The organism is Delftia sp. (assembly GCF_059499305.1).
Genome location: NZ_JCABYI010000022.1, coordinates 135,357 through 152,622, shown reverse-complemented (window position 1 = coordinate 152,622; position 17,266 = coordinate 135,357). Strand labels below are relative to the sequence as shown.

The following is a 17,266-nucleotide window of genomic DNA, read 5'->3' as shown; positions in this document are numbered from 1 at the left end:
CTTATGCCGCATGATCTCCACCGCCGAGTCGCGCTACAACCAGTGGGTGCGCGAGCACTACCGATTCCTGCTGCGCAGCGCCTGGGCGCTGACCGGCTCGCGCGCGCTGGCCGAGGACGTGGTGCAGGACTGCTTCACCAGCGCCTGGCGCTTTCGCCACCAGCTGCGCGAGGCCGCAATGGCGCGGGCCTGGCTGTTCCAGATCATGCGCCGCCATGCCTTCCGGCACCTTGCGCCATCGGCCCATCTGGTCAGCGATGACGAGGCGCTGGACCAGCATCCCGCCCCCTCCCCCTCGCCTTCGGCGCTGGATGACCGGCTCGACGTGGTCAAGGCGCTGGCGCGCATCGCGCCCATCCACCGCGAAGTGCTGGTGCTCTATTACTTCGACGACATGCCCACGGCCCAGATGGCCGAGGCCCTGGACATTGCGCCGGGCACGGTGCTGTCGCGCCTGTCACGCGCCCGCGATGCGCTGAAGGCGGCGCTGGAGCAGGCCGCCCCGGCGCCTGCCCCAGAGACTGCCAGCGTGATCCCGCTGCGCCCCACCCCGCTGCGCGCCACACGATACCAAGGCTTGAAATGACTGCCCCGGACACGACCGACGAATCGGCCTTCGACCTGCGCGCACGCGCCGAACTGGCCCTGGCCTTCGACCCCGGGCCGCACGGCGAGCCGCCCGCCCATCTGCTGCGCCACACGCCCTGGCATGCGCGCAGCGGCGTGCGCCGGCTGATCGCCGCGCTGCTGGTGGGCAGCTCGGCCGCCACCGCCGTGTTCGCCATGCGCCCGCCCGAGCTGGTGCGCGCCGCCATCGAGCATGAGTACTACGAGCGCACGCTGCGCGGCAGCTTCATGCCCGAGGCCGAGGTGGCGCGCCGCCTGGACCTGCCGGCCGGCGAGAAGCTGCCCGGCTACACCCAGCTGATGCGGCCCTGCGATATCGACGGCACGCGCGCCTACCACCTGACCACCTTCTTCGAGAAGGGCGGCATCGTCACCGTGCTGGCCTTCGACCAGCCCCAGCGCCTGGCCGATGGCCAGGGCTGGTGGGCCAACATGCACTGGCAGGTCGTTCGCTCGCGCGAAGGCCGGCCGCTGGTGCTGGTGGCCCAGAAGAAACAGGCCCTGGCCGTGGCCAGCAAGGCCCTGGGCCCCCCTGCCCCATGAGATGCCCCATGACAACCACCACGAGGAGACACCCATGAACCACTTGCCGACATCGCCCACCTCCCCCGCGCGCCGCAGCCTGCTGGCCGGCAGCGCCAGCGCACTGGCCGCCGCAGGCCTGGCCGGCCTGCACCAGGGCGCACTGGCCCAGGCCCAGGCACCCGCAGCTGCGGCAGCACCGGCGGCCAAGCCCCTGCCCAGCTACGCGGGCTGGAAGAAGGCCGATGCCCTCATCGTCCACAGCTCCACCACCATAGAGACGCGGCGCGGCGCCTTCGGCACCAGCGTGATCACGCCCAGCGACCAGCTCTATGTGCGCAACAACCTGCCCACACCGCCCGAATCCATCGTGGCCGACCGCGATGCCTGGCAGTTGCAGGTGGGGGGCGTGCGCCAGCCCCGCAGCCTCAGCGTGCGCGAGCTCAAGTCCCTGGGCCTGGAGACCGTGGCCATGGTGCTGCAGTGCTCGGGCAATGGCCGGGCCTTCTTTCCCAGCAAGCCCAGCGGCACGGCCTGGACCGTGGGTGCGGCCGGCTGCGTGGTCTGGAGCGGCGTGCCCGTGCGCGAGGTGGTCAAGGCCCTGGGCGGCGTGGCCGACGGCGGCCTCTACATGACCGGCACGGGCGGCGAGGTGCTGCCTGCGGGGCTGGACCCCAAGAGCGTCATCGTCGAGCGCTCGGTGCCGCTGTCGGCCATGGAAGACGCGCTGCTGGCCTGGGAGATGAACGGCGAGCCCATCCCGCTGGCCCATGGCGGGCCGCTGCGCCTGATCGTGCCCGGCTACACCGGCGTGAACAACATCAAGTACATCAAGCAGCTGGCCTTCACGCCGCGCGAGAGCGAGGCCCACATCATGTCCCACGGCTACCGCATCTCGCCGCCCGGCAGCAAGGGCGATCCGAGCCAGCCCTCGGTGCAGGAGATGAGCGTCAAGTCCTGGATCAACTCGCCCCTGCCCGAGGACGGCGGGCAGGCCGCCGGCCTGGTGCAGATCCACGGCGTGGCCTTTGGCGGCATGGACGCCGTCAAGGGCGTGGAGGTGTCCACGGACGGCGGCAAGAGCTGGCAGGCCGCGCGCCTGGTTGGCCCCGACCTGGGCAAGTACGCCTGGCGCCAGTTCGTGTTGCAGGCGCGCCTGCCCAAGGGCACGCATGTGCTGGCCAGCCGCGCCACCGACGCGCGCGGCCGGGTCCAGCCCGAGACGCGCGGCGAAAACCAGAGTGGCTACAACAACACCAGCTGGGCCGACCACGCCGTGACCGTCACCGTGGCCTGAACACGGCCCGCGCGCTCAACCCGCCTCCCTTCTCTTCACTCCCGTCACCTCCCGCACACGGCGCCAGACCGTGGCGGGCCCGTACCTCCATTGCCATGTTCACGATGAAACACCTGATCCACACCGCCCTGCTGGGCAGCACTTTGCTCGGCAGCGCCCTGCTGTGCGCCCCCGCCTTTGCCGATGAAGCGGCCCAGATGGCCCTGGGCAAGAAGCTGTTCGCCACGGCCACGCCCGCCTGCGCGCTGTGCCACACGCTCAAGGACGCGGGTGCCGAGGGCGCCATCGGCCCCGTGCTCGACGAGCTGCAGCCCGATGCCGCGCGCGTGGCCCGTGCCCTGCGCGACGGCATAGGCGCCATGCCCTCATTCAAGGCCTCGCTCAGCGAGGCCGATATCGCCGCGCTGTCGCTCTACGTGAGCAAGGCCAGCGCGAAGAAGTAGGCGGCACGGCCCCTCACCGGCGTTCCTGCAGCTCCCGCAGGGCCTTTTCGTAGGGCGTCTCCTCGGGCTCGGGAACATGCACCACGGCCTCGCCGGCACCGCCCAGCGGCATGCGGTAGACCCAGAGGCTGTGCCGGCCCGGGCCCTGGCGCTGCCAGGAGGGCTCCACGCCGGGCAGCGCAAAGTCCAGGCTGACCAGCCAGGCGCCCTCAGGCAGCTCCGTGGCGGCCTTGACGGCTGCACGGCCCATGCTTTCAGGGCGCTGGAACAGGTAGACCATCTGATAGCCGCCCCAGTCGGCCAGCCAGATGTCGGCGCGGCGCACGCGGGCCCAGGGGCAGCGCAGCGCGCACAGCCAGCGCAGCGGCCAGCTCCACTCCATGCCGTTGAGCCGCGCCTGCGGGTACTGCCCGCGCAGCGCGCGCAGGCCGTCACCCAGGCCGCAGCCGGCATCGAGCACGGCCGCGCCGTCCGGCAGCGGCGCGGCATCGGCCAGGCCTTCCAGCGCATCGGCGGGCGTGGGAAACAGCGGCGCATCGCGCCAGGCGTTGAGCGGGTAGACCAGGGCGAGCAGGCCCAGCGCCGCCAGCCACAGCCAGGGGCTGATGGCGGCCAGGCCGCCCGGCCCCCACAGCATCAGGCAGGACAGCGGAAAGCCCGCCGCCACGGCCAGACGCCGCCACCAGGGCGTGGCCAGCAGGCTGGCGAGCACGCCCAAAAAACAGGCCGCCAGCCAGGCGGCCAGCGGCCCTAGGGTCGATTGCAGCGCGGCGTACACAAGCCAGGCGCCGGCCCAGGCAAGAAGGGCCGGGGCCGGCCAGGGAAGGCGCCGCATCATGCGCGCCCTCCGGCCGGGAGCCGCTTATTGCTGTTGCAGTGCTTGCGAGGTGGCACGGTCGAGGCGGCCGGTCTGCGGCAGGCTCTGGTCGCGCTGGAATTCGCGCAGGGCGTTCTGGGTGTTCTTGCCCATGGCGCCGTCAGGCGTGCCTGCGGTGTAGCCCAGGGCGTTGAGCTTTTGCTGCGCGGCGCGCAGCGACATGCCGGCGGCATTGGCGCCCGGAGCCGATGTCTGCGACGGTGCGGCACCGCCGTCCACGCCCAGGCGTCCACCGCCGCCCAGGCCCTGGCCCTTGACGGTCTGTGCCTTGTAGTTGCGCAGCGAGCGCACCATCTGGTTGTAGGCGTCCATGAAGGCGGCGGCGATCACCTTGCCTTCGGCCGTGCGTGTGTAGCCGCCCAGCGAGGCGCCGGCGGAGCCGCCGAACAGCGCGCCCATGCCGCCCCAGTCGGTCTTGGAAGACGAGCCTTCGGAAGCCGACACCTGCACGCCCGAACGGTTGTCCACCAGGGCCAACATGACCGAGGCCTCGCGGGTCTTGGTGGCTGCAGCCAGCGCGCCGAAGATGCCGCCAGCGCGGCCGCCGATGGCGCCGCCCATGCCGCCGGCATCGCTCTGGTTGAAGATCACTTCGGGGGAGAGACCGTAGTCGGAGGCCACCATCTGGCCCTTGCCCAGGTTGCTGCCGCCGCGCATTTCGCCCGAGTCCATCAGCGCGCGTTCACGCGCCATGGCGCCCATGCCGGCCGCGCCGCGTTCCACGACGATGAAGCAGTTGGACTGCTGGATCATCAGGCGCAGCAGCTGCGAAGTGGGCGGCAGGCGGTACTGCTGGGTGAGGATGGTGTACCAGCCGGCGGTCTGGTTCTCGACCAGGGAGATGGTGCCCAGCGAGGAGTCGCAGCGCTCCAGCTCGGTGTTGGCGTTCTCGGCGCTGGCACCGCCCGCGGCGCCCGTGGCCACGGTCTTGGCTTCCGGCGAACCCATGCGCATGTCGGTGGTCACGCAGCCGGTCAGCGCCACGGCGGCGATGGCAGTCAGGGCAAGATACTTCTTCACGTTGTAATCCTCTTGGTCTGGTCTAGGTGAATCAGCGCCAGGGCAATGGCGTCCACGCACTGGCAGCGTCGCCAGTCAGCGATTACACACAATTACCCCGCATAACAGCGCGCAAATATACCGGGATTCACCCTCGCGAAAAAGCGCTGCTTTGCTGGAGAACGACAGATCACAGACGGTTACAAGCTGTTGTCATCACTCGGGAGCATCGCCGCGCAAACGTTCGATCAGCCCGTTGAGCGCATCGAGCGAGCCGAACTGGATCGCCACTTCGCCCATTTCCTGCAGCTTGCCGCCCCGGCGCACGGACTTCTTGATGCGCACCTCGACATCGGCCATGAGCAGGTCGGACAGCTCTTCCTCCACGCGCTTGATGTCGCGCGTCTTGCCTTCCTTCTTGGACTTCTGGCGCACCAGGCTGAAGTCGGCGCCGATCTTCTTGACCAGGGCCTCGGCCTCGCGCACCGACAGCTTCTTGGCCGCGATCTGGTTGCCGGCCGTGATCTGGGCCGCGCGGTCCAGCGACAGCAGGGCACGCGCATGGCCCATGTCGATGTCGCCGGCCATGAGCATGGTCTGCACCGGGTCGGCCAGGTTCAGCAGGCGCAGGATGTTGGTGGCCGCGCTGCGCGAGCGTCCCACGGCCTGGGCCGCCTGCTCGTGCGTGAGGCCGAATTCCTTGACCAGGCGCGACAGGCCCTGGGCCTCTTCCAGCGGGTTCAGGTCCTCGCGCTGGATGTTCTCGATCAGCGCCATGGCGGCGGCGGCCTCGTCGGGCACCTCGCGCACCAGCACCGGCACCTCGGCCAGGCCGGCGATGCGGGCTGCGCGAAAGCGCCGCTCGCCCGCGATGATTTCGTACTTGCCGGCGTGCTCGCCCTTGGCCAGGCGGCGCACCAGGATGGGCTGCATGATGCCCTGGGCCTTGATGCTTTCGGCCAGCTCGTAGAGCGCGCCCTCGTCCATGTGGGTGCGCGGCTGGTACTGGCCGGGCACCATCACGTCCAGCTGCAGGATGCTGGGCAGCCCGGTCTCGGCCACGGGGCCGCCGGCCTCTTCCTTGTCGTGGACCTTGGGGCCGAGCAGGGCTTCGAGTCCGCGTCCCAGTCCCTTGGGTTTCTTGGTCACCATGGTGTTGTCCTTGTCAAAGCGACGCCAGCAGCGCGTGTCCGCTGTCCCAGTCGCCCAGCCCGCTGGCCGTGTTGAGATGGCCCGAAGGCCCTGCATCGACAAAGCGCGCGCCCCAGGCATCGGCCAGGGTCTGCACGCGCTGCGCGCTGCAATAGATATCGTTGTTGCTGCCGACCACGATGGAGGCAAACGGCAGGCGCTGCATCATCACGGGCGACCAGCCAGGCAGTTGCTCGCGCAGCTGGGGCTGCTCGGTATCGCCGGGGGCGACCAGCAGCGCGCCACGCACCTTGCGGGCGGCCAGCGGCGAATGCGCAGCCCACCACGCCACAAGGATGCAGCCCAGACTGTGGGCCACCAGCACCACCGGGCGCGGCGCGTCGAGCACCGTCTCCTGCAGCCTGGCGCTCCAGTCGCCGCGCAGCGGACGGTCCCAGTCGTTTTGCTCCAGGCGGCGGTAGCCGTGGCGCTGCTCCCAGCGGCTTTGCCAGTGGTCGGCGTCCGAGTTCTGCCAGCCGGGCAGCAGCCAGACGTCCTCGGCAGCCCACCCGGTCGGCACGCCCTGCCCTGCCGTTTCATGTGAACCTTGCATGGCTACATCTTCTTGATGCGGCGCACCATCTCGTGCGCGAAATCGATGAAGGCCTTGCTGCCCTTGGCGCCCGGGTCGAAGACCACGCCGGGCACGCCATAGCTGGGCGCCTCGGCCAGGCGCACATTGCGCGGGATGACGGTGTCGAACACCTTGTCGCCGAAGTGCTCCTTGAGCTGGTCGCTGACCTGCTGCTGCAGCGTGGTGCGCGGATCGAACATCACGCGCAGCAGGCCGATGATCTGCAGGTCGGGGTTCATGTTGGCATGCACCTGCTTGATGGTGTTGACCAGGTCGGTCAGGCCTTCGAGCGCGAAGTACTCGCACTGCATGGGCACGACCACGCCATGGGCCGCGCACAGGCCGTTCAGGGTGAGCATGGACAGGCTGGGCGGGCAGTCCACGAGCACGAAGTCGTAGTCGGCATCGGCCGCCCTGAGGGCGCCCTTCAGCCGCTCGTTGCGGCGCTCCAGCGTGACCAGCTCGATCTCGGCGCCGCTGAGTTCGCGGTTGGCGCCCAGCACGTCATAGCCCACGGCCTCGGAGCGCACGGCGGCTTCCTTGACGCTGGCGTTCTCCAGCAGCACGTCGTAGACCGACAGCTCCAGCGCGCGCTTGTCCACGCCCGAGCCCATGGTGGCATTGCCCTGGGGGTCCAGGTCGATCATCAGCACGCGCTGGCCGATCTTGGCCAGGCCCGCAGCAAGGTTGACGGCGGTGGTGGTCTTGCCGACCCCACCCTTTTGATTGGCGACACAGAAGATTTTGGCCATGGTATTTACACGCTTATTTGGCGATGGCCAGCTTGAGGCCAAAACCGATCAGAAACACGCCCGCAGTCTTTTCGAGAACCCGGGAAACCGCAGGATTAGCGCGCATGCGCTCGGCCAGATGCGCGGTCAGCAGCACCACGATCAGGCAATAGAGAAAGGTCAGAGCAGCCACCGTGGCCGCCATCACCGCGAACGTGAGCAGGCCCTGGTGGCTTGCGGGATCCACGAACAGCGGGAAGAAGGCCATGTAGAACACGATGGACTTGGGGTTCATCAGGGTGATCAGGCCGGCCTGGCGAAAGTAGTGGCGCGGCTCGATGTGCAGCACGGGCTTGTCGCCGGGCCTGGCTGTGAGCATCCTGAAACCCAGCCAGCCCAGGTAGGCGGCGCCCAGCCACTGCACGGCATGGAAGGCCGCGGGATAGGAAGCCAGCAGCGCGGCAACGCCCGCCACCGCCATCCAGATCAGCACCTGGTCGGCCGCCAGCACGCCGGCGCAGGCCGCCATTCCGGCCCGTATGCCGCCCTTGCCGGTGGAGGTGATCAGCGCCAGATTGCCCGGCCCCGGAATCAGCAAAAACAGAAGAATGGCAACAACGAATGCGCTGAAATCGGAGATGCCGAACATGCTGACCCCTGAGCGATGAAAGCTGGGAGTTTATGCGAGGGCCATGGCCAGCGCATGGGGAACATGGCCCCGCCGCAACGCGGCAGTGTGCTATTCGGTAAAAAAATCAGGCTGCAGCAGTGCGCAGCCAGAGGATGCAGCGCTCGGCATCCAGGCCCGGCACCTTCAATGGTTCCACGTGAAACACCTGCACGTCGGCAGGCAGCGCGGCGATTTCCTCGTCGGGGTGCTTGCCCTTCATGGCCAGCCATGTGCCGCCCTCCTCCAGCGACTGGCGCGACCAGCTGGTGAAGTCCGCCAGCGAGGCAAAGGCACGGCAGCTGATCAGCGGATAGCGCGTGGTCAACTGCTCCACGCGGCTGTGGATGCCGCGCAGGTTGGGCAGGCGCAGAGTGGCCGCCGCCTGCTGGATGAAGGCCGCCTTCTTGCCCACCGTGTCCACGCAGTGCACGTCGATCTGCGGGCAGCAGACGGCAAAGACCACGCCGGGCAGGCCGCCGCCCGATCCCACGTCCAGCATGGCGGTGCGCCCTGCGCGCGCAGGCATCTGGGCCAGGTGGCGCTGCAGGGGCGGCACGGCGGCCAGGCTGTCGAGCAGGTGATGGGTCAGCATTTCCTGCGGATCACGCACTGCCGTGAGGTTGTAGACCTTGTTCCACTTGCCCAGCAGGGCCTGGAATTCCATCAGCGTATCGACCTGGGCAGGGGAAAGCTCCAGGCCCAGCGCCCGCAGGCCGGCCTCGAGAGGAGCGCGCAGTTCCTGGCTCATGCGGATGCCTCCTCGCCCTTCGCGTCTGTCACATCAGGGGCAAAGCCCCGAAAGCCCCCCTTCTTCAGGTGCACCATCAGCAGCGAGATCGCCGCTGGCGTCACGCCCGACATGCGCGATGCCTGGCCCAGCGTCTCGGGCCTGTGCTTTTGCAGCGACTGGCGCACCTCGAAGGACAGGGCCGGCACCTGCATATAGTCCAGCTCGGCCGGCAGGCGCAGGTTCTCGAAATGGGCGGCGCGCTGCACCTCGTCCTTCTGGCGGTCGATGTAGCCTGCGTACTTGGCCGCGATCTCCACCTGCTCGACGACGGAGGCGCTGAGATCGCCCAGCACCTCGGGCTGCACATCGGCCGAGGCATAGCGGCCCTCGTTCAGGCTCATCAGCTTGCCGTAGCCCACATCGGGGCGGCGCAGCAGGTCGAACAGGTTGTATTCACGCTCGATGGACTTGCCCAGCACCCGCTCCGATTCCTCGGGCGCGACGATGCGCGGATTGACCCAGGTGGACTTCAGGCGCTCTGTTTCACGTGAAACAGCATCGCGCTTGCGGCTGAAGGCATCCCAGCGCGCATCGTCCACCAGGCCCATGGCGCGGCCGGCCTCGGTCAGGCGCATGTCGGCGTTGTCCTCGCGCAGCTGCAGACGGAACTCGGCGCGGCTGGTGAACATGCGGTAGGGCTCGGTCACGCCCTTGGTGATCAGGTCATCGACCAGCACGCCCAGGTAGGCCTCGTCGCGGCGCGGCAGCCAGGCTTCCTGGCCGCGGCACTGCAGCGCGGCGTTGAGGCCGGCGAACAGACCCTGGGCCGCCGCTTCCTCGTAGCCGGTCGTGCCATTGATCTGGCCCGCGAAGAACAGGCCCTGGATCTGGCGCGTCTCGAAGCTGCTCTTGAGCGAGCGCGGATCGAAGTAGTCGTACTCGATGGCGTAGCCGGGACGCAGGATGTGCGCGTTCTCCAGCCCCTTCATGCTGCGCACCAGTTCGTACTGGATGTCGAAGGGCAGGCTGGTGGAGATGCCGTTGGGATAGAACTCGTTGGTGGTCAGGCCTTCGGGCTCCAGGAAGATCTGGTGGCTTTCCTTGTCGGCAAAGCGGTTGATCTTGTCCTCGACGCTGGGGCAGTAGCGCGGGCCCACGCCCTCGATCTTGCCCGTGAACATGGGGCTGCGGTCAAAGCCGCTGCGGATGATGTCGTGCGTGCGCTCGTTGGTGTGGGTGATCCAGCAGGGCATCTGGCGCGGGTGCATGGCCGCATTGCCGATGAAGCTGAACACCGGCAGCACGCCTTCGTTGACACCACCGGGCATGCCGTCGCCGGGCTGCTCCTCGCACTGCGAGAAGTCGATGCTGCGGCCATCCAGGCGCGGCGGCGTGCCGGTCTTCAGGCGCCCCTGGGGCAGCTGCAGCTCCTTGAGCCGCGACGACAGGCTGACGGCCGGCGGGTCGCCCGCGCGGCCTGCCGCGTAGTTGTTCAGGCCCACGTGGATCTTGCCGTCCAGGAAGGTGCCCGCCGTGAGCACCACGGTGCGGCTGCGAAAGCGCACGCCGACCTGCGTGACGGCGCCCACCACGCGGTCGCCTTCGACCATGAGGTCGTCCACCGCCTGCTGGAACAGCCACAGGTTGGGCTGGTTCTCCAGCATGTCGCGGATGGCGGCCTTGTAGAGAATGCGGTCGGCCTGGGCGCGCGTGGCACGCACGGCCGGGCCCTTGGAGCTGTTGAGGATGCGGAACTGTATGCCGCCGATATCGGTGGCCAGCGCCATGGCGCCGCCCAGCGCATCCACTTCCTTGACCAGATGGCCCTTGCCGATCCCGCCGATGCTGGGATTGCAGCTCATCTGGCCCAGGGTCTCGATGTTGTGGCTCAGCAGCAGCGTCCTGCAGCCCATGCGCGCAGCGGCCAGCGCGGCCTCGGTGCCGGCGTGGCCGCCACCGACCACGATCACATCAAATTCCTGTGGGTACAACATGCTTATCACTCCGGGGGCCTGCCCGGCCCAAGCCCCCGACACGGAGCACTCACGCTCCGGCGCTCATGGCAGGTGGCCCTCGTTCATGTAGCGAGGGGAACCCAGCGGGGAACCCGCGATTTTCCCACCTTTGCCGCACCAGTGCCTTGCAAGGGGTCGGCCGGCCCTGCCACCGGGTCGGCACTGCGCCGGTGTTCCACGTGAAACAGTGCGGCGGGCGGCCGCATTCTCCGCAGGATGCTGCGCGCCGCCGCCCGCAGGGCGGCCCGCTTGCAAGAAACATGTGCAGGGCCTGTGATGCAATGGCGGCCATGCAGATCCTCATCTTCGCGGGCAGTACCCGCCAACAATCGCACAACCGGCGCCTGGCCGCCGCCGCCGCCGACATGGCCCGTGAACTGGGCGCCCAGCCCACGCTGCTGGAGCTGTCGGATTTCGACATCCCCATGTACAACGCCGACCTGGAGGCCAGCGGCACGCCGCCTGACGTGCTGCGCTTCAAGGCCGCGCTGCACAGCCACCCGGCCTGGCTGATCTGCTCGCCCGAGTACAACGGCAGCTACCCCGCCCTGCTCAAGAACGCCATCGACTGGGCTTCCAGCCCCGTGGCCGGTGATCCGGTCTGGTCCGATGGCACCCTGCCCTTTCGCGGCAAGGTCGTGGGCATGGCCAGCGCCTCGCCCGGCGGCCTGGGCGGCCTGCGCGCCCAGTCGCACCTGGCGCCGCTGCTGCTGAACCTGCAGTGCTGGCTGGCACCCGTGAGCCACGCCGTGGGCCAGGCAGGCCAGGCATTCGACGACGCCGGCCGCCTGCAGCGATCCCAGGACCAGCAGGGCATGAAGGCCGTGCTGGAACAGGTGCTCTGGGCTGCACAGCGCCTGTCGGCCTGAACCCTGGCGCCAGCGCGGTCCCATCATGCGCAGCCCCGCCACATGGGGTTAGCATGGGCGCTTGTCTTTCTTACCCTGATCGGAAGCCATCCACCATGAAGCTCTACTACAGCCCTGGCGCCTGCTCTCTGTCTCCCCACATCGTCCTGCACGAGGCAGGCCTGGCCTACGAGCCGGTCCTGGCCAGCACCAAGACGCACAAGCTGCAGGACGGCACGGACTACTACGGCATCAACCCGCTGGGCTATGTTCCCTTCCTCGTGCTCGACGACGGCGACACGCTGCATGAAGGCCCGGCCATCGTCCAGTACCTGGCCGATCTGGTCCCCGAGAAGAAGCTGGCCCCGGCCAACGGCACCATGGCCCGCTACCACCTGCAGGAGTGGCTGAACTTCATCGGCACCGAGCTGCACAAGGGCTTCGGTCCCCTGTTCAACCCCGCCACACCCGACGACTACAAGCCCGTGGTGCGCCAGCGCGTGCTGGACCGCCTCAAGTGGGTGGACGGCGAGCTCAATGGCCGCGACTACCTGATGGGCGAGCAGTTCACCGTGGCCGACGCCTACCTGTTCACCGTGACGGGCTGGGCCCAGTTCGTGGGCGTGGACATCTCCGAGCTGACCAACCTCCTGGCCTACCGCGAGCGCGTGCTGGCCCGCCCTGCCGTGCAGGCCGCGATGAAGGCCGAAGGCCTGCTCAAGTAAGCAGCGCCGCGCTGCTGCGCTCAAGGCCTGACGGGGCCGGCTGGTGTGGAACCGGCCGGCCCTTTGTCTTTGGTGCCTGCGGCGCAGGCCTGGCGCCTGCGGATGCGCGGCTGCACCTCGGCGGGTGCCGCGCGCATCTGCCGGGCCATGCGGCATGCGGGCGTCGCCTGCACGACAGCGCGCAAATCCCTGGCCTGCACGATTGATTCCATGGGCGTAATCTGTGCCGTACGCCGCGCCGCCCGCACAGGTGGCGCTTTTGCTTCACGCACAGAAAGCCCCGTTGCATGACCTCTCTGTTCGATCCCATACAGGCTGGCGAACTGCGCCTGCCCAACCGCATCGCCATGGCGCCGCTGACGCGCAACCGCGCACCCCAGGCCCTGCCCAACGACATCATGGTCACCTACTACGCCCAGCGCGCCAGCGCCGGCCTGCTGATCAGCGAAGGCACGGCCATCAGCCACCAGGGCCAGGGCTATGCCCATGTGCCGGGCCTGTACGGCAGCGAGCAGCTCGACGGCTGGAAGCGCGTGACCGACGCCGTGCACAAGGAGGGCGGGCGCATCGTCACCCAGCTGTGGCATGTGGGCCGGGTCTCGCACACCTCGCTGCAGCCCGAAGGCCAGGCGCCCGTGGGACCGTCCCCGGTGGCGGCCAGATCCAAGACCTATGTGATCGACGAGGACTCGGGCAAGGGCCAGTTCGTGCCCACCTCCGCGCCGCGCGCGCTCGCCCAGCAGGAGCTTCCCGCCATCGTCCACAGCTTCGCCGTGGCCGCGCGCAATGCCGTGGAGACGGCCGGTTTCGACGGCGTGGAGCTGCACGGCGCCAACGGCTACCTGCTGGACCAGTTCCTCAAGACCGGCGCCAACCGGCGCGATGACGACTACGGCGGCAGCATCGAGAACCGCGCCCGCCTGCTGCTCGAATGCACGCGCGCCGCCGCCGATGCCGTGGGCGGCGGCCGCGTGGGCATCCGCCTGTCGCCCGTGACGCCGGCCAACGACATCGCCGATGCCGATCCCCAGCCGCTGTTCGAATACGTGGTGCGCCAGCTGGCGCCGCTGGGCCTGGCCTACATCCACATCATCGAAGGCTCCACCGGCGGCCCGCGTGAATTGCCGGACCGGCCCTTCGACTACGCGGCCCTCAAATCCGCCTACCGCCAGGCCGGCGGCCAGGGCGCCTGGATGGTCAACAACGGCTATGACCGCGACATGGCCCTGCGCGCCGTGGAAAACGGCCACGCCGATATCGTGGCCTTCGGCAAGGCCTTCATCTCCAATCCCGACCTGGTCCACCGCCTGCACGACGACCTGCCGCTGAACCCCTGGAACTCCAGCCTGTTCTACGGCGGCGGCGCAGAGGGCTATATCGACTACCCGTTCGCGCGCCAGGCCTGATTTGCGGCGCTGCAAAGCAAAAAGCCCGCAGGCATGGCCTGCGGGCTTTTTTCGTTCGCGCGATTCACGGGGTCACGTGAAACAGGGCCGCTGGCCCCTGCCTTCTCAGGCGTGTTCCAGCAGCTGGGTCTCGCGCGTGTCCCGGCCAGAGGCCAGCGAGGCGCGGCCTGCCGCCGGCGCCAGGCTGGGCTGGCCCTGGGAGGGACGGCCGTAGGAAGCATGCGAGCCCATGGACGCCACGGCCGCACCGGCAATGCGGAACTGTCCCACCACCTGAGCCAGGCGCGCGGCCTGCTCGCGCAGCGACTCGGCAGCGGCGGCTGATTCCTCGACCAGGGCTGCGTTCTGCTGCGTCATGCGGTCGATGTCGCCCACGGCCTGGTTGACCTGGCCGATGCCGCCCGACTGCTCGCTGGAAGCCGCCGTGATCTCGCCAATGATGTCGCCCACGCGCTGCACGCTGTCCACGATCTCCTTCATGGTCTTGCCAGCATCCTCCACCTGGCGCACGCCCACATCCACGGCCTGCACGCTGGTCTGGATCAGCGCCTTGATCTCGCTGGCCGCCTGGGCCGAGCGCTGGGCCAGGGATCGCACCTCGGCCGCCACCACGGCAAAGCCGCGGCCCTGCTCGCCGGCGCGCGCCGCTTCCACGGCGGCGTTCAGCGCCAGGATGTTGGTCTGGAAGGCGATGGAGTCGATCAGGCCGATGATGTCGCCGATCTTGCGGCTGGAGGTCGTGATCTCCTGCATGCTCACCACGGCCTGGGCCACCACGTCGCCACCGCGCGTGGCCGTGGTCGAGGCCGATGCCGCCAACTGGTTGGCCAGCTGCGAGGACGATGCCGTCTGCTGCACCGTGGCCGTGAGCTGGGACAGCGAGGCCACGGTCTCCTGCACATTGCTGGCCGTCTGCTCTGTGCGCGAGGACAGGTCCTGGTTGCCCGTGGCGATCTCCTGGCTGGCCGTGGCGATGTTGCCGCTGGCGTCGCGCACCTGGGTCACCATGGAGCCCAGGCTCTGCTGCATCTGGTCCAGCGCGCGCTGCAGGTCGGCCACCTCATCCTTGCCCTCCACCTTCACGCTCTGCGACAGGTCGCCCTGGGCGATGGTCAGCGCCGTCTGGCGCGCCTGCACCAGGGGGCGGCAGATGGACAGCATGTTCATCAGCGTCAGCGGCACCACCACCAGCACCGTGAGCACCACGGCGGCGACGAAGATCCACTGCGTCTGCTCGGCCACGCCCTGCTCCTCGGCGGCCATGGCATCGACCTGCTGGCGCAGCAGCTGGTCGAGCTGGGCGATGAGCTTTTCAACCTCGGCCACCTCGGCCATGGCCTTGCCGCTCATGCGGTTGGCCGTGGTGGCCGTGTCGTAGCCACCGGCCTCCAGCTGGCGCGCAATGTGCTCGAACTGCTGGCGGTAGCGGTCCACACGGTCGGAGATGCCGCTGACGATGGCATCGTCGGCAGGGTCCTCGTCCTTCAGAAAACGCCCCGCCACGGCCTTGACGCGCTCGATGGCCGCCAGCCACTGCCCGTGGGCCTTGCGCACCTCGTCGGCACGCTCGTACTGGATGATCATGTCCTTTTCATGGGCGCGCACCGCGCCCAGCTCGGCGCGCAACTCCACCATGTAGCCCATCTTGGCGTACGAGGTATGCATGAACTGCTGACTCATGCCATGGATGCGGAACATGCCCAGCATCCCGGCTCCGCCCAGCAGACCCAGCAGCACCAGCACCATGGCGATGGCACCCAGCATCCGCGTGCGGATCGTGAAAGCCCGCATCATTCCCAACAAGTTCATGACCGTTTTCCTCTCTGTCAGTCAGGGCGCACGCACGGTCTCCAAATGCATAGCGCCAACGTAAATACAAATTGTTGCAGTTTGTCAGATGATCGCCAATGGTCTATGACGGTTTTTGCATATTCACGGCTCTTTTCGATCTATCGGCCATTGCAGCGGATCATTGAGCCGGCCGACTCACATCGAGTTGGGCCAAATCAACCCTTGCCCAGCCAGGCGCTTGACCTTGCCATGGTGTCAGGGTTCAACATGCCGTCCATGGCTTGCGCCACTTCGGCGCGCCCCAACCAGGAGCTAGAAATGCAACATGTTTTCACCGTGCAGGGCATGACCTGCGGCCACTGCGAACGCGCCGTCACCCAGGCCGTGCAGGGCGTGGATGACCAGGCCCAGGTAAAAATCGATCGCGCAGCCCAGCGCGTGGAAGTCGACAGCAGCGCCAGCCGCGAGGCGCTGGGCGCGGCCATCGCCGAAGAAGGCTACAAGGTCGCCTGAGTCCCCGGAGTGACACGCACCATGTCCGCCCAAGCACAGCACTGGCCCGTCTCCATCGGCGAGGCCGCGCGCCGCGCCGGTGTCTCGGCGCGCATGGTGCGCCACTACGAAGCCCAGGGCCTGCTGCCGCCCATGCACCGCACGGACGGCGGCTACCGCCAGTACGCCGAGTCCGACGTGCACGCCCTGCGCTTCATCCGCCGCGCCCGCGACCTCGGTTTCTCCATGGACGAGATCGCCACCTTGCTGGGCCTGTGGCAGGACAAGAGCCGTGCCAGCAGCCAGGTCAAGGACATCGCCCAGCGCCACATCGACGCACTGACCGAGCGCATCGCCGCCATGCAGGCCATGCAGCGCACGCTCAAGACCCTGGTGCACTGCTGCCACGGCGACGACCGGCCGGACTGCCCGATATTGGATGATCTGGCAGCGCAGGACGAGGGCAGTACGGCGCCCTAGCCTGCTGCCCCGCCGGGCGGTTGTCCTGGGCCTCGGGCCTCGGCTGCTGCGCGTTTCGAATCCGGATTGCGCGCCCGCTTCTTTTGCTGTGCAGGGGCCTGGTCCCTGCGCAACACCCCCCCCATCAAGGTATCAATGCACTGCTGCGCCACTTCCTCGGCCGAGTACTGGCCGCCGGGCTGGTACCAGCGGCCTATCCAGCTGAGCGCGCCGGCAATCACGAAGGCGGTCATCTTGGGGTCGCAGGGGGCCAGGGAGCCTTCCTGCACGCCAGCGGCCACCAGGCGCCGGAAGGCCTGGTCTATGGCGGCCTTCTGGCGGCGCAGTTCGCGGCGGCTGTCGGGAGGGACCTGTTCGTCGCCCACGCGGATCAGGCACATGCCGAAGTCCATGGTGACGATGCGCGCATAGACCTGCATGCAGGCGCGCAGCTGGTCCACGGCCTGGCCACCTGCGCGGCGCGAGGCCTCGATGCCTTCCAGCGTCATGGCCAGGCCCTGGTTCACGCACTGCAGCAGGATCTCGTCCTTGTTCTTGACGTAGTAGTACAGCGTGGGCTTGCTCACGCCCAGCCGCGCGGCGATGTCGTCCAGCGAGGTGGCGGAGAAGCCGCGCTCGTTGAACAGCTGCGCGGCGGCCTGCAGCACGGCCTGGCGCTTGGCCTCGCGCTGCTGCTCGCGGTCGGGCGTGCCGCTCCAGGGCGAGTCCACGGCGGGCGCCGCACGGCCTTTGCGGGCGCGGGTTCCGGGGCTGGGTCGGGTCTTGGTTTCAGGGCTCGATGGCTTCATGGCGGCGGGTGCACCGGGGAAATCACCGATGCTGCATGCGGTGGGCGACAACCAGAATCT

At 68.5% G+C, this 17,266-nt stretch carries 19 protein-coding genes; 9 read left to right on the top strand and 10 right to left on the bottom strand.

What is annotated here, in order from left to right; genetic code table 11:
• Positions 1-10 precede the first annotated feature (10 nt).
• From AC5I49_RS13285 to sorU, 4 genes are all read left to right on the top strand, one after another.
• Complete coding sequence (locus AC5I49_RS13285) at positions 11-586, top strand: RNA polymerase sigma factor (protein WP_495789487.1); 576 nt, start codon at positions 11-13, stop codon at positions 584-586.
• Positions 583-1,170: a hypothetical protein gene (locus AC5I49_RS13280; protein WP_070080768.1), complete on the top strand. Its 588-nt coding sequence runs from the start codon at positions 583-585 to the stop codon at positions 1,168-1,170. Before AC5I49_RS13285 ends, AC5I49_RS13280 begins: the two co-directional genes overlap by 4 nt.
• A 34-nt stretch (positions 1,171-1,204) precedes the next feature.
• Complete coding sequence (gene sorT, locus AC5I49_RS13275; RefSeq protein ID WP_495789486.1) at positions 1,205-2,446, top strand: SorT family sulfite dehydrogenase catalytic subunit; 1,242 nt, start codon at positions 1,205-1,207, stop codon at positions 2,444-2,446.
• A 95-nt stretch (positions 2,447-2,541) separates the two neighbouring features.
• Positions 2,542-2,889 (top strand): SorU family sulfite dehydrogenase c-type cytochrome subunit, encoded by a 348-nt coding sequence (gene sorU, locus AC5I49_RS13270; protein WP_495789485.1) that lies wholly within the window; start codon positions 2,542-2,544, stop codon positions 2,887-2,889.
• 13 nt (positions 2,890-2,902) lie between these two features.
• On the opposite strand, the gene AC5I49_RS13265 is transcribed toward sorU, so the two are convergent.
• The 8 genes from AC5I49_RS13265 to mnmG all read right to left on the bottom strand — a co-directional run bounded on the left by AC5I49_RS13265 (position 2,903) and on the right by mnmG (position 10,655).
• Positions 2,903-3,727, bottom strand: coding sequence for a class I SAM-dependent methyltransferase (locus tag AC5I49_RS13265; RefSeq protein WP_495789484.1), 825 nt, complete (start codon positions 3,725-3,727; stop codon positions 2,903-2,905).
• Between the two features lie 24 nt (positions 3,728-3,751).
• On the bottom strand, positions 3,752-4,786 hold the full coding sequence (locus tag AC5I49_RS13260) for a peptidoglycan-binding domain-containing protein (protein WP_016447294.1): 1,035 nt from the start codon (positions 4,784-4,786) through the stop codon (positions 3,752-3,754).
• A 195-nt stretch (positions 4,787-4,981) separates the two neighbouring features.
• Positions 4,982-5,917 (bottom strand): ParB/RepB/Spo0J family partition protein, encoded by a 936-nt coding sequence (locus AC5I49_RS13255; protein WP_016447293.1) that lies wholly within the window; start codon positions 5,915-5,917, stop codon positions 4,982-4,984.
• A gap of 13 nt (positions 5,918-5,930) precedes the next feature.
• Entirely contained in the window at positions 5,931-6,509 is a 579-nt protein-coding gene (locus AC5I49_RS13250; RefSeq protein ID WP_250439074.1) for an RBBP9/YdeN family alpha/beta hydrolase, read from the bottom strand.
• Between the two features lie 2 nt (positions 6,510-6,511).
• Positions 6,512-7,282: a ParA family protein gene (locus AC5I49_RS13245; RefSeq protein WP_016447291.1), complete on the bottom strand. Its 771-nt coding sequence runs from the start codon at positions 7,280-7,282 to the stop codon at positions 6,512-6,514.
• A 13-nt stretch (positions 7,283-7,295) separates the two neighbouring features.
• Complete coding sequence (locus AC5I49_RS13240; RefSeq protein WP_016447290.1) at positions 7,296-7,910, bottom strand: LysE family transporter; 615 nt, start codon at positions 7,908-7,910, stop codon at positions 7,296-7,298.
• A gap of 106 nt (positions 7,911-8,016) precedes the next feature.
• Positions 8,017-8,679, bottom strand: coding sequence for a 16S rRNA (guanine(527)-N(7))-methyltransferase RsmG (gene rsmG / locus AC5I49_RS13235; RefSeq protein WP_016447289.1), 663 nt, complete (start codon positions 8,677-8,679; stop codon positions 8,017-8,019).
• Entirely contained in the window at positions 8,676-10,655 is a 1,980-nt protein-coding gene (gene mnmG, locus AC5I49_RS13230) for a tRNA uridine-5-carboxymethylaminomethyl(34) synthesis enzyme MnmG (RefSeq protein ID WP_016447288.1), read from the bottom strand. The genes rsmG and mnmG overlap by 4 nt, the downstream gene beginning before the upstream one ends.
• A 302-nt stretch (positions 10,656-10,957) precedes the next feature.
• On the opposite strand from mnmG, the gene AC5I49_RS13225 reads away from it, so the two are divergent.
• The 3 genes from AC5I49_RS13225 to AC5I49_RS13215 all read left to right on the top strand — a co-directional run bounded on the left by AC5I49_RS13225 (position 10,958) and on the right by AC5I49_RS13215 (position 13,655).
• A complete protein-coding gene (locus tag AC5I49_RS13225) occupies positions 10,958-11,545 on the top strand; it encodes an NADPH-dependent FMN reductase (RefSeq protein ID WP_017405070.1) in 588 nt (195 codons plus the stop codon).
• A 95-nt stretch (positions 11,546-11,640) separates the two neighbouring features.
• The gene (gene gstA, locus AC5I49_RS13220; protein WP_013799958.1) at positions 11,641-12,249 is read left to right on the top strand and encodes a glutathione transferase GstA; all 609 of its coding nucleotides are present in this window, start codon (positions 11,641-11,643) and stop codon (positions 12,247-12,249) included.
• 287 nt (positions 12,250-12,536) lie between these two features.
• Positions 12,537-13,655 (top strand): alkene reductase, encoded by a 1,119-nt coding sequence (locus AC5I49_RS13215; RefSeq protein WP_126311542.1) that lies wholly within the window; start codon positions 12,537-12,539, stop codon positions 13,653-13,655.
• Positions 13,656-13,760: 105 nt separating this feature from the next.
• On the opposite strand, the gene AC5I49_RS13210 is transcribed toward AC5I49_RS13215, so the two are convergent.
• Entirely contained in the window at positions 13,761-15,464 is a 1,704-nt protein-coding gene (locus AC5I49_RS13210) for a methyl-accepting chemotaxis protein (RefSeq protein ID WP_016447285.1), read from the bottom strand.
• 300 nt (positions 15,465-15,764) lie between these two features.
• Here AC5I49_RS13210 and AC5I49_RS13205 point away from each other — a divergent pair, with 300 nt between their 5' ends.
• Together AC5I49_RS13205 and cueR are read left to right on the top strand one after the other, a co-directional pair.
• Positions 15,765-15,959, top strand: coding sequence for a heavy-metal-associated domain-containing protein (locus AC5I49_RS13205; protein ID WP_012201975.1), 195 nt, complete (start codon positions 15,765-15,767; stop codon positions 15,957-15,959).
• A gap of 21 nt (positions 15,960-15,980) precedes the next feature.
• A complete protein-coding gene (cueR, locus tag AC5I49_RS13200; RefSeq protein ID WP_043789533.1) occupies positions 15,981-16,418 on the top strand; it encodes a Cu(I)-responsive transcriptional regulator in 438 nt (145 codons plus the stop codon).
• Here cueR and AC5I49_RS13195 read toward each other — a convergent pair.
• Entirely contained in the window at positions 16,415-17,206 is a 792-nt protein-coding gene (locus AC5I49_RS13195) for a TetR/AcrR family transcriptional regulator (RefSeq protein WP_252651931.1), read from the bottom strand. The two genes, cueR and AC5I49_RS13195, sit on opposite strands and share 4 nt — an antisense overlap.
• Between the last annotated feature and the right edge of the window lie 60 nt (positions 17,207-17,266).